Origin of the sequence: Enterobacter cloacae complex sp. IR5422 (genome assembly GCF_049238165.1) — a bacterium.
GTDB classification, from domain to species: domain Bacteria; phylum Pseudomonadota; class Gammaproteobacteria; order Enterobacterales; family Enterobacteriaceae; genus Enterobacter; species Enterobacter roggenkampii.
In genome coordinates, this window is the sequence record NZ_JBMKHT010000045.1 from 19,943 (window position 1) to 31,215 (window position 11,273).

Genomic DNA, 11,273 nt, shown 5'->3' on the forward strand with positions numbered 1-11,273 from the left:
TTAAGTACGTAGTGTAGCCGCGAAATCCAGCATGCGGTTAAGCGGAATTAACGCGCCTTCACGCAGGGCAGCATCCACGTGGATTTCATGCGCCGCACCACCGGTTTCTAACCCTTCGGCAATCGCTTTCAGGCCGTTCATCGCCATCCACGGGCAATGCGCACAGCTGCGGCACGTTGCCCCCTCGCCTGCCGTAGGCGCTTCGAGAAGCTCTTTCTCCGGCACGGCCTGCTGCATCTTGTAGAAGATACCGCGATCGGTCGCCACGATGAGCTGCTTGTGAGGCAACGTTCTGGCCGCGTTAATAAGCTGGCTGGTTGAACCCACCGCATCCGCCATGTCGACAATCGACTGCGGAGATTCAGGGTGCACAAGAATGGCGGCGTCAGGATAAAGCGCCTTCATGCGCGCCAGCGCCTGCGTCTTGAACTCATCATGAACGATACAGGCGCCCTGCCAGCAGAGTACGTCAGCCCCCGTCTGCTTCTGAACATAATTACCGAGATGGCGATCAGGCGCCCAGATAATTTTCTCCCCCAGACTATCCAGATGTTCAATCAGCTCAACGGCGATGCTTGACGTGACCACCCAGTCTGCCCGCGCTTTCACTGCTGCCGACGTGTTCGCGTAAACCACCACGGTCCGGTCAGGGTGGGCATCACAGAAGGCCGTGAATTCGTCAATCGGACAGCCGAGATCCAGGGAACACTCCGCGTTAAGCGTGGGCATCAGAATGGTTTTTTCCGGGCTCAGGATCTTTGCCGTTTCTCCCATAAAACGCACGCCGGCAACCAGCAGCGTGGAAGCGGGATGTCGTGCACCGAAGCGCGCCATCTCCAGTGAGTCAGAAATGCAGCCCCCGGTCTCTTCCGCCAGCTGCTGAATTTCCGGGTCAGTGTAGTAATGGGCCACCATCACCGCGTCGCGCTCTTTAAGAAGACGTTTAATCTTCTCGCGGTAGAACTGCTTTTCGTCCTGGCTCAGCGGGACAGGCTTAGGCGGAAACGGATAGATTGCGGCTTCAGGATCAAACATCACACTCATTATGGCTTCTCGTTTTACGGGCTTAACAATATTGCCTTTCATTTGCCTGACATAGCAAAACGCGTGGCAATTGTGTTTTGTATACTAAACAAGATAGCGAATCTGGCGTGAAAAGTCACCGGGAATAGATGGGCGGAGCATTTGTTGTACCGCAGATAGCAAAAAGGCGCCTTTAGGGCGCCTTTCTACACTGGTGGGTCGTGCAGGATTCGAACCTGCGACCAATTGATTAAAAGTCAACTGCTCTACCAACTGAGCTAACGACCCCTTGCGGGATTTTTTTCTTCGAAGTGGTGGGTCGTGCAGGATTCGAACCTGCGACCAATTGATTAAAAGTCAACTGCTCTACCAACTGAGCTAACGACCCATTCGGGTGCTGACTTCGAAGATTTTTACTCGGTACCACTTTAAAGTGGTGGGTCGTGCAGGATTCGAACCTGCGACCAATTGATTAAAAGTCAACTGCTCTACCAACTGAGCTAACGACCCGAGTGGTGGGTGATGACGGGCTCGAACCGCCGACCCCCTCCGTGTAAAGGAGATGCTCTACCAACTGAGCTAATCACCCACTCTGTACTGCCGGAACTGCGTTAAGTGGTGGGTCGTGCAGGATTCGAACCTGCGACCAATTGATTAAAAGTCAACTGCTCTACCAACTGAGCTAACGACCCACTTTTATGCTGCTTTCACGTTGTTTGATATCCCGTGGCAACGGCGGCATATATTACTGATTTAAGAATTCTGCGCAACAAAAATTTCGATGAAGATCACTTAACTGCTTAGTAATCATGCTGCACGACCAGAAATAACGCGATTTCTGGTCATGCGATAATCATCCCATCGAATTCAGACGTTTTTGCGCCTGCTTAGCACCTTCGGTACCCGGGAATTTTGCGACCACTTGCTGATAAACCGCTTTGGCTTTCGCCGTGTCGCCTTTGTCCTGCATGATCACGCCAACCTTATACATCGCATCTGGCGCTTTCGGCGATTTTGGGTAATTTTTCACCACTGAGGCAAAATAAAACGCCGCATCGTCCTTTTTACCCTTGTTGTAATTCAACTGACCGAGCCAGTAATTGGCATTTGGCTGATAAGTGGAATCAGGGTATTTCTTAACAAAGCTCTGAAACGCAGCAATCGCGTCATCCTGACGAGATTGATCCTGCACCAGGGCAATGGCCGCATTGTAATCCGTATTCGCGTCACCGCTCTGTACAGGCGCGCCTGTTGAGGCAGACGTATCAGCAGATGGCGCTGGCGTAGACGTCGCCGCACCGCTCTGATCGCCTGCGGCTGGCTGCGCTGCTGCACCACCACCGCTGCTCAGGCTATCTATCTGCAACAAGATTTGCTTCTGACGTTCCACAACCTGATTAAGCTGATACTGGCTTTCCTGAATCTGGCCGCGGAGAGAGTCAATATCATTCTGGTTATCGGAAAGTTGTTGCTGGAGTTGGGTTAAAAGCTGGCTGTGAGCGTTAGAAATACGCTCGAGTTGAGTGACCCGGTCTTCTACCGAGCCTGAGCCGACACTACTGATTGGTGCCTGAGCAAAAGCGGCCCAGGGGGCCGCTATTCCAACCAGTAACGACAGACTCAACAGATGATGTCTGAAGTTACTGCTCATGCAATTCTCTTAGTAAACCAGTACGGCACGACGGTTTTTGGAGTAAGCCGCTTCGTCGTGACCCAGTACTGCAGGTTTTTCTTTACCGTAAGAAACGATGGAGATCTGGTCAGCAGAAACGCCTTTACCCTGCAGGTACATTTTAACAGCGTTAGCACGACGTTCACCCAGGGAGATGTTGTACTCTGGGGTACCACGTTCGTCCGCGTGACCTTCTACGGTGACTTTGTAAGATGGGTTGCTACGCAGGAAGTTAGCGTGCGCATCCAGCATCGCAGCGAAGTCAGAACGGATGTCGTATTTATCCAGATCGAAGTAAACGATGTTGTTCTGCTGCAGCTGCTGCATCTGAAGACGCGCCTGCTCTTCAGAAGACATGTTGCCATTGCCGTTCGCGTCCATACCGGTGCCGGCACCCATCATGCCTTCGCCGCTCTGGTCATTGCTGGCGTTCTTGTTAGAAGAACACGCTGCGATTGCCATTACAGGCAGAGCGATCATCAGCCCCTTCAGCACTTTGTTCAGTTGCATTTCTATGATTCCTTTAGTAATCAATTAATTATTATTTACAGATACGGCGACCAGGCAGGTGATTTTACCTGTCCATCAGTTGCCGGAATACGCGCTTTGAAACGCCCATCTGTAGAAACCAGATTCAGCACAGATCCCATCCCCTGAGAAGAGCTGTAGATTACCATAGTGCCGTTAGGTGCCAGACTTGGCGTTTCATCCAGGAACGTTGACGACAGAACTTGCACGCCACCCGCTACCAGATCTTGTTTGGCAATGTGCTGCTGCCCGCCGTTGGAGCTGACCATTACCATAAATTTACCGTCGCTGCTCACGTCTGCGTTCTGGTTCTGAGAACCTTCCCAGGTAATACGCTGCGGAGCACCGCCGTTGATGTTGACTTTATAAATTTGTGGACGGCCGGCCTGGTCAGAGGTAAACGCCAGGTTTTGACTGTCCGGGAACCATGAAGGTTCGGTGTTGTTGCTGCGACCGTCGGTCACCTGACGGATCTGGCCAGAGCCAATGTCCATCACGTACAGGTTCAGGCTACCGGTTTTTGACAGCGCAAACGCCAGTTTAGAGCCGTCTGGAGAGAACGAAGGCGCACCGTTGTGACGTGGGAAAGACGCCACCTGACGAACCGCACCGTTTGCCAGCGTCTGGATAACCAGCGCAGAACGGCCGCTTTCGAAGGTCACATACGCCAGCTTAGAACCGTCCGGAGACCAGGCTGGAGACATCAGTGGCTGCGAGGAGCGTTTCACCAGGAACTGGTTGTAGCCATCGTAATCAGATACGCGCAGCTCATACGGGAATTGACCACCGTTGGTCTGCACCACGTACGCGATACGGGTACGGAACGCACCTTTAATGCCGGTCAGTTTTTCAAATACCGCATCGCTGGCAGCGTGTGCCGCGTAGCGCAGATACTGCTTAGTGACCTTGTAAGAGTTCTGGGCCAGAACGGTACCTGGTGCACCGCCGGTATCCACCAGCTGCCAGGCCACGTTGTAAGAACCGTCCGGATTAGGGGTAACCTGACCCACAACCACGGCATCAATACCCAGTGCAGACCATGCTGCAGGCTGAACTTCCTGCGCGCTACCCGGCTGCTGTGGCAGGCGAGAACGATCTAACGGGTTGAATTTACCGCTGTTACGCAGGTCAGCCGCCACGATGCCACCGGCATCTTCAGGTGCAGCGCCAGGACCGGCCCACTGGAACGGAACAACACCGATTGGGCGAGCCGAGTCCACCCCCTGGGTGATCTCGATACGTACTTCTGCGTGCAGTACTGCTGCCCACAGCATTAAAAAACTAAATGCTACACGTAATGCCTGCTTCATCATATCTCCCTTATCCGGGTAACCTTACCCACGATAATTTAGCAGAATGTTAACAAACTCAAATAGACAAAACTACCCGAACCCTGTGACTAAACCTGGTCTATTTTTCCCCGTTTGCACGGGGAAAATGTAACTTAAGGTTTGAAGTCCAGCGGCGCATTTTTGAAGACTTCGTAGACTGCCTGCGAAGGCGGTTTAGGCATCTTCGCCTGACGCGCTGCAGCCAGGGCCGCAGTACATAAAGCCGGGTCGCCACCTTCAGACTTAATATCCAGCAGCATGCCGTCCGGAGCCAGTTTTATACGCAACGTACACGTTTTACCGGTATAGGAAGACGCATCATAGAATCGGCTTTCAATAGCGGATTTAATCTGCGCGGCATAACCGTTGATTTCAGCCCCTGTCGCACCGTTACTCTTAGTGTTACCACTTCCGGTCGGCGCTGCGTTGTTTCCTTTCGCCCCACCGCCCGTTTTCGGCGCATTCTTACCGGAGCTCAAATCGCCGAGCAGATCGTCAACCCCTGCGGCAGCAGCGGCTTTTTCAGCGGCGGCAGCCTTTTTAGCAGCCGCTTTTTCAGCTGCTGCTTTCTTATCGGCAGCGGCCTTCTCAGCTGCAGCTTTTTTGTCAGCAGCGGCTTTTTCGGCGGCTGCCGCTTTTTCTGCCGCGGCTTTTTCTGCTGCTGCTTTCTCTGCAGCAGCCGCTTTCTTCGCGGCCTCGGCAGCAGCTTTCTTCTCTGCTTCCTGAGCGGCCTTTTTCGCGGCTTCCGCTTCTGCTTTCTTCTGAGCATCAGCTGCGGCTTTCTTCGCGGCTTCGGCTTCCGCTTTCTTCTGAGCATCAGCGGCCGCTTTCTTCGCCGCTTCGGCTTCCGCTTTCTTCTGGGCGTCGGCAGCCGCTTTCTTCGCCGCTTCTGCCGCTAATTTCGCCTGGGCATCAGCCTGTGCTTTCGCGTCCGCTGCGGCTTTTGCTGCCGCCTCTTCCGCCTGCTTTTGCTGTTCCTGTGCTTTTTTCGCGGCCTCTTCGGCTTGTTTCTGCTGCTCTGCCTGCGCTTTCGCAGCTTCCTGCGCCTGCAAACGTTCTTTTTCAAGCTGCTTCAGACGTTCCTGCTCGGCAGCCTGCTTTTCACGCAGCTCTTCCGCCTGCTGTTGCGCCTGTTTTTCACGCTGCTCTTCAGCCCGTTTTGCACTCGCCTTCTGCTGCTGTTGGCGATTATAGTTCTGTACTACCGCACCGGGATCCACCATGACGGCGTCAATGGAAGATCCTCCACCGCCGCCGGCTGATGCATCAATATGCTCGTCGAACGAACTCCAGATCAGCGCTGCAAAGAGAATAACGTGCAGCACTGCGGAGACGATTATCGCTCGCTTAAGCTTGTCGTTCTGTTCGGTTGCCTTTGACACTATCGGTTCCCAAAAACTACGCGGATGATCAAATAGGTTGGGTCATTAAGCCAACTGACTTAACACCCGCACTATGTAGCAAGTTCAGCGCTTTAATAATTTCATCGTAGGGTACGTCTTTCGCGCCACCGATTAAGAAGACCGTTTTCGGATTTGACTCCAGGCGACGCTGCGCTTCGGCAATAACCTGCTCAGGTGGCAGCTGATCCATACGATCTTTTTCTACCACGACGCTGTATTGCCCTACGCCGGAAACCTCAATGATAACCGGAGGATCGTCATTGGTGCTCACCGCCTGTGATTCTGTCGCATCCGGCAGATCCACTTCCACGCTCTGGGTAATGATTGGCGCTGTTGCCATGAAGATCAGCAGCAGTACCAGCAGGACGTCCAGCAGTGGAACGATATTGATTTCGGACTTGAGCTCGCGACGACCTCGTCCACGCGATCTGGCCATGGTTTACCCCTTGTTGCTCTCGGTGCTGGTAAACGCCTGACGGTGCAGAATCGCAGTGAACTCTTCCATAAAGTTGTCGTAGTTCAGTTCCAGTTTGTTCACGCGCTGGTTCAGACGGTTGTAAGCCATAACCGCAGGAATTGCCGCAAACAGACCGATAGCGGTCGCAATCAGTGCTTCAGCGATACCCGGTGCAACCATCTGCAACGTGGCCTGCTTCACCGCGCCCAGCGCGATAAAGGCGTGCATGATCCCCCACACGGTACCAAACAGACCGATATACGGGCTGATGGAGCCGACAGTACCGAGGAACGGAATATGCGTTTCAAGGTTTTCCAGCTCGCGGTTCATCGAAATGCGCATCGCACGCGAGGCACCTTCCACCACCGCTTCCGGCGCATGATTGTTTGCACGATGCAGACGGGCGAACTCTTTGAAACCGCTGTAGAAAATTTGTTCGGAGCCGGTCAGGTTTTCACGACGCCCCTGGCTCTCCTGGTACAGACGAGAAAGCTCAATGCCCGACCAGAACTTATCTTCAAACGCTTCAGCCTCACGGCCAGCGGCATTGAGGATACGCGTTCTCTGGATGATGATGGCCCAGGATGCGATTGAAAAACCAATCAAAATCAACATGATAAGTTTAACCAGAAGGCTTGCCTTCAGGAACAAATCAAGGATATTCATGTCAGTCACTGCTTAAACTCCGCGACAATAGACTTAGGAAGCGCACGAGGCTTCATTATGGTTGGATCAACACAAACAATCAGCACTTCAGCTGAGTTCAGTACGGTATTCTCTGCGTTGACTATCCGCTGCGTGAAAACCAGTGAGGTCCCGCGCATTGATGTAATTTCAGTTTGGACTTCGAGCATATCGTCGAGTCTGGCAGGCGCAAAATACTCAAGCGTCATCTTGCGTACCACGAAGGCAACTCGCTCAGCCAACAGCACCTGTTGACTAAAGTGATGATGGCGCAGCATCTCTGTGCGTGCCCGTTCATAAAAAGCAACGTAGCTGGCGTGGTAAACCACACCACCGGCATCGGTATCTTCGTAATAGACACGAACCGGCCATCGAAACAGCGTTGTATTCACTTTACATCCCAGTAATGCAACAAAAGTTAGAGCTTTTAAACTTCGCTACTATACGCGCGGGAAAGATGGTTTGGAATGGGGGAAAGTAAACGGAGAGTAAATTTTTATGGGCTCGGGTAAGCCCATAACGTTAACGGACATTTCTTATTCAGAAGAAGAAGAAAATCAAACCGGCGAGTAGCACCAGATCGGCGATTAGCGGGCAAAAAATTCCCTGCCAGTGAACGGCTTTCGGACGAAAGCCCACGCCGTGGATCACACCTGCGCACACCGCCCACATAATGAGGAAGCCGTGCCAGATTTCAAGCTCGCTGGTTTTCGCTGCAAAGCGCGAAGGGTCCCAAAAGATACAGCCTGCCAGCAGTAATGCCATCACTAAAGAAAGCGCCCGAAACGGGCGCTTATCCATTACCGCGTAAAGTTTCGCGATAATATTCATCAGTGTTTTTCTTCACCCGCTTTGGTCGCTTCTACGTGCTCAAGCGCCAGGGCAGTGATGACACCAAATGCACAGGCAAGAAGCGTCCCTAAAATCCATGCGAAATACCACATATTCAGCTCCTTACTTAATACATAGAGTGGGTGTTGCTTTCGATATGTTCTTTCGTGATGCGGCCGAACATTTTCCAGTAACACCAGATGGTGTAGGCCAGAACAATCGGAACGAACACGCAAGCAACATACGTCATCAGGTTCAGCGTCATATGGCTGGACGTTGCATCCCACATGGTCAGGCTAGCATTCAGCATGGTGCTGGATGGCATGACGAATGGGAACATCGCAATACCCGCCGTCAGGATGATGCATGCCAGAGTCAGTGAAGAGAACACGAACGCCAGCGCGCCTTTTTCCAGACGAGACGTCAACATGGTCAGCAGCGGCAGCAGCACGCCCAGCGCCGGGATCGCCCACAGTACAGGGGTAGTGTTGAAGTTCACCAGCCATGCTCCCGCCTGACGCGCCACTTCTTTGGTCAGCGGGTTAGACGGTGCGGTGTGGTTAATGGCAGACGTCACCACGTAGCCATCAATGCCGTACACCACCCACACACCGGCCAGCGCGAAGCAGACCAGCGTAACCAGCGCAGCAACCTGAGCCGTCGCGCGGGAGCGCAGATGCAGCTCGCCCACGGTACGCATCTGCAGGTAGGTTGCGCCCTGAGTGATGATCATCGCCACGCTGACGACACCGGCCAGCAGACCAAACGGATTCAGCAGCTGGAAGAAGTTACCGGTGTAGTAAAGACGCATGTACTCGTCCAGGTGGAACGGTACGCCCTGCAGCAGGTTACCGAACGCCACGCCGATCACCAGCGGTGGAACGAAGCTACCGATGAAGATGCCCCAGTCCCACATGTTGCGCCAGCGGGTATCTTCAATCTTCGAACGGTAGTCGAAACCGACCGGACGGAAGAATAAAGAGGCCAGCACCAGAATCATCGCCACATAGAAACCGGAGAACGCAGCCGCGTAGACCATCGGCCAGGCAGCGAACAGCGCGCCGCCTGCGGTGATCAGCCACACCTGGTTACCGTCCCAGTGCGGGGCGATGGAGTTGATCATGATTCGACGCTCGGTGTCATTACGACCGAGGAAACGGGTGAGCATCCCCACCCCCATGTCGAAACCATCCGTGACGGCGAAACCGATCAGCAGAACGCCAACCAGCAGCCACCAGATAAAACGCAATACTTCATAATCGATCATTTGATGACTCCTGTCTTAGCGTGCCGGCTGAGTAGTCGCAGTGGACTGCTCGTAGTGATAGCGACCGGTTTTCAGGCTGCTTGGGCCAAGGCGCGCGAACTTGAACATCAGGAACAGTTCAGCCACCAGGAACAGGGTGTACAGACCACAAATCAGCAGCATGGAGAAGATCAGGTCGCCTGCGGTCAGGGACGAGTTCGCTACCGCCGTTGGCAGCACCTCACCGATCGCCCATGGCTGACGGCCATATTCCGCCACAAACCAGCCGGACTCAATCGCGATCCACGGCAGTGGAATACCGTACAGCGCGGTGCGCAGCAGCCATTTTTTCTCGCCGATGCGGTTGCGAATCACGGACCAGAAGGACGCCGCAATGATCAGCAGCATGATGATGCCGCAGCCCACCATGATACGGAATGCGAAGTACAGTGGCGCAACGCGTGGAATTGAGTCTTTGGTTGCCATCTGGATCTGCGCTTCCGTCGCATCAGAAACGTTCGGGGTATAACGCTTCAGCAGCAGACCGTAACCCAGATCTTTCTTCACGTCGTTAAACTGATCGCGAACGGCCTGGTCGGTAGAACCGGCACGCAGCTGTTCCAGCAGCGAGTAGGCTTTCATACCGTTACGGATACGCTCTTCGTGCTGCACCATCAGCTCTTTCAGACCCGTCACCTGCTTATCAACAGAACGGGTGGCGATGATACCCAGCGCGTAAGGGATTTGAATAGCGAAGCGGTTTTCCTGCGCGTCCTGATCGGGAATACCGAACAGCGTAAAGGCAGCAGGTGCCGGCTGGGTTTCCCATTCGGCTTCGATAGCGGCCAGTTTGGTTTTCTGCACGTCGCCCATTTCGTAACCGGATTCATCACCCAGAACAATAACGGAGAGAATCGCAGCCATACCGAAGCTTGCTGCGATAGCAAAGGAGCGCTTGGCGAACGCGAAGTCACGACCGCGCAGCATGTAGTAAGAACTGATACCCAGTACAAACATCGCGCCGCACACATAGCCAGAGGCGACGGTGTGAACGAATTTAACCTGAGCAACCGGGTTCAGGACCAGCTCGGCAAAGCTGACCATCTCCATACGCATGGTTTCGAAGTTGAAATCAGATGCGATAGGGTTCTGCATCCAGCCGTTCGCGACCAGGATCCACAGCGCGGACAGGTTCGAACCTAATGCCACCAGCCAGGTCACCGCCATATGCTGGACTTTACCCAGACGGTCCCAACCGAAGAAGAACAGACCTACAAAGGTGGATTCAAGGAAGAATGCCATCAGACCTTCAATGGCCAGCGGCGCACCGAAGATATCCCCTACATAGTGGGAATAGTAAGACCAGTTAGTCCCGAACTGGAACTCCATGGTCAGACCGGTTGCCACGCCCAGTGCGAAGTTGATACCAAACAACTTGCCCCAGAACTTGGTCATATCTTTATAAATCTGTTTGCCGGAGAGAACGTATACCGTTTCCATGATGGCCAGCAGGAACGCCATACCGAGCGTCAGTGGCACAAACAGGAAGTGGTACATCGCGGTCAAGGCAAACTGTAAGCGCGACAGTTCGACTATATCTAACATCATGACTCCTTGCTCATCGCATGAAGACTCCGAGAGTGAACCCCGTCAGAAAGAGATCCACACGCATGCCCCAATACAAATTATTCGCATCCTTGTCGTCGTTATTACCCTGAAGGAGGATAAAAACGATGACGTGAGGTTACAAATACGTTAATAAAAAACTCAAATTGATACCGCAAATATAATACGCTGCAAAACCCTTACAATAAACAGGTTTTTATTGAATCACATTTACGTTTTTCGACGGTGATCAATTTATAGCAAAATTACCACTTTTCGGCCATTTTGATCGGGAACAATTTAGCGCTTTTCAGCACCTTTTTCCAAGGATTAAACTTTGATTTAAATCAAAAACAAACCTTGATGTTAAGGAAGGTGCGAATAAGTCCGAGATGTGAGATCATCGTGTTGTAACCTGAACCCAGAATGAGTAACCGGATGAGCCAGCAACTGACTTTTGCCGACAGTGAGTTTTCCAGTAAACGCCGCCAGA

The 11,273-nt window shown here is 53.0% G+C and carries 12 protein-coding genes and 5 tRNA genes; all 17 read right to left on the bottom strand.

The window, feature by feature from the left end:
- Complete coding sequence (gene nadA, locus ACOTXT_RS18210) at positions 1-1,044, bottom strand: quinolinate synthase NadA (RefSeq protein WP_008501105.1); 1,044 nt, start codon at positions 1,042-1,044, stop codon at positions 1-3.
- 191 nt (positions 1,045-1,235) lie between these two features.
- Positions 1,236-1,311, bottom strand: a tRNA-Lys gene (locus ACOTXT_RS18215).
- Between the two features lie 24 nt (positions 1,312-1,335).
- Positions 1,336-1,411, bottom strand: a tRNA-Lys gene (locus tag ACOTXT_RS18220).
- Between the two features lie 46 nt (positions 1,412-1,457).
- Positions 1,458-1,533, bottom strand: a tRNA-Lys gene (locus tag ACOTXT_RS18225).
- A 3-nt stretch (positions 1,534-1,536) separates the two neighbouring features.
- Positions 1,537-1,612: transfer RNA gene (locus tag ACOTXT_RS18230), tRNA-Val, on the bottom strand.
- 27 nt (positions 1,613-1,639) lie between these two features.
- A tRNA-Lys gene (locus ACOTXT_RS18235) sits at positions 1,640-1,715 on the bottom strand.
- A 161-nt stretch (positions 1,716-1,876) separates the two neighbouring features.
- Positions 1,877-2,674: a cell division protein CpoB gene (gene cpoB, locus ACOTXT_RS18240; protein ID WP_021241013.1), complete on the bottom strand. Its 798-nt coding sequence runs from the start codon at positions 2,672-2,674 to the stop codon at positions 1,877-1,879.
- A gap of 9 nt (positions 2,675-2,683) precedes the next feature.
- On the bottom strand, positions 2,684-3,205 hold the full coding sequence (pal, locus tag ACOTXT_RS18245; protein ID WP_003858578.1) for a peptidoglycan-associated lipoprotein Pal: 522 nt from the start codon (positions 3,203-3,205) through the stop codon (positions 2,684-2,686).
- Positions 3,206-3,240: 35 nt separating this feature from the next.
- Complete coding sequence (tolB, locus tag ACOTXT_RS18250) at positions 3,241-4,533, bottom strand: Tol-Pal system beta propeller repeat protein TolB (RefSeq protein WP_013097529.1); 1,293 nt, start codon at positions 4,531-4,533, stop codon at positions 3,241-3,243.
- Between the two features lie 134 nt (positions 4,534-4,667).
- The gene (gene tolA / locus ACOTXT_RS18255; protein ID WP_008501102.1) at positions 4,668-5,936 is read right to left on the bottom strand and encodes a cell envelope integrity protein TolA; all 1,269 of its coding nucleotides are present in this window, start codon (positions 5,934-5,936) and stop codon (positions 4,668-4,670) included.
- A gap of 28 nt (positions 5,937-5,964) precedes the next feature.
- On the bottom strand, positions 5,965-6,393 hold the full coding sequence (gene tolR / locus ACOTXT_RS18260; RefSeq protein ID WP_003858589.1) for a colicin uptake protein TolR: 429 nt from the start codon (positions 6,391-6,393) through the stop codon (positions 5,965-5,967).
- 3 nt (positions 6,394-6,396) lie between these two features.
- Positions 6,397-7,089 carry a Tol-Pal system protein TolQ gene (gene tolQ / locus ACOTXT_RS18265; RefSeq protein ID WP_008501101.1) on the bottom strand — a complete coding sequence of 231 codons (693 nt, stop codon included), beginning with the start codon at positions 7,087-7,089 and terminating at the stop codon, positions 6,397-6,399.
- Positions 7,086-7,490: a tol-pal system-associated acyl-CoA thioesterase gene (gene ybgC, locus ACOTXT_RS18270; protein WP_003858593.1), complete on the bottom strand. Its 405-nt coding sequence runs from the start codon at positions 7,488-7,490 to the stop codon at positions 7,086-7,088. Before ybgC ends, tolQ begins: the two co-directional genes overlap by 4 nt.
- Before the next feature lie 148 nt (positions 7,491-7,638).
- Entirely contained in the window at positions 7,639-7,929 is a 291-nt protein-coding gene (gene ybgE, locus ACOTXT_RS18275; RefSeq protein WP_106106241.1) for a cyd operon protein YbgE, read from the bottom strand.
- Entirely contained in the window at positions 7,929-8,042 is a 114-nt protein-coding gene (gene cydX, locus ACOTXT_RS18280) for a cytochrome bd-I oxidase subunit CydX (protein WP_003858598.1), read from the bottom strand. Before cydX ends, ybgE begins: the two co-directional genes overlap by 1 nt.
- A gap of 14 nt (positions 8,043-8,056) precedes the next feature.
- A complete protein-coding gene (cydB, locus tag ACOTXT_RS18285) occupies positions 8,057-9,196 on the bottom strand; it encodes a cytochrome d ubiquinol oxidase subunit II (protein ID WP_008501099.1) in 1,140 nt (379 codons plus the stop codon).
- A gap of 15 nt (positions 9,197-9,211) precedes the next feature.
- Positions 9,212-10,780 (bottom strand): cytochrome ubiquinol oxidase subunit I, encoded by a 1,569-nt coding sequence (cydA, locus tag ACOTXT_RS18290; RefSeq protein WP_008501098.1) that lies wholly within the window; start codon positions 10,778-10,780, stop codon positions 9,212-9,214.
- Positions 10,781-11,273: the final 493 nt, after the last annotated feature.

Excerpts from the sequence above, each read along its gene's own strand:
- nadA (WP_008501105.1), bottom strand. The coding sequence starts at position 1,044 with ATGAGTGTGATGTTTGATCCTGAAGCCGCAATCTATCCGTTTCCGCCT.
- cpoB (WP_021241013.1), bottom strand. The coding sequence starts at position 2,674 with ATGAGCAGTAACTTCAGACATCATCTGTTGAGTCTGTCGTTACTGGTT.
- pal (WP_003858578.1), bottom strand. The coding sequence starts at position 3,205 with ATGCAACTGAACAAAGTGCTGAAGGGGCTGATGATCGCTCTGCCTGTA.
- tolB (WP_013097529.1), bottom strand. The coding sequence starts at position 4,533 with ATGAAGCAGGCATTACGTGTAGCATTTAGTTTTTTAATGCTGTGGGCA.
- tolR (WP_003858589.1), bottom strand. The coding sequence starts at position 6,393 with ATGGCCAGATCGCGTGGACGAGGTCGTCGCGAGCTCAAGTCCGAAATC.
- ybgE (WP_106106241.1), bottom strand. The coding sequence starts at position 7,929 with ATGAATATTATCGCGAAACTTTACGCGGTAATGGATAAGCGCCCGTTT.
- cydX (WP_003858598.1), bottom strand. The coding sequence starts at position 8,042 with ATGTGGTATTTCGCATGGATTTTAGGGACGCTTCTTGCCTGTGCATTT.
- cydB (WP_008501099.1), bottom strand. The coding sequence starts at position 9,196 with ATGATCGATTATGAAGTATTGCGTTTTATCTGGTGGCTGCTGGTTGGC.
- cydA (WP_008501098.1), bottom strand. The coding sequence starts at position 10,780 with ATGTTAGATATAGTCGAACTGTCGCGCTTACAGTTTGCCTTGACCGCG.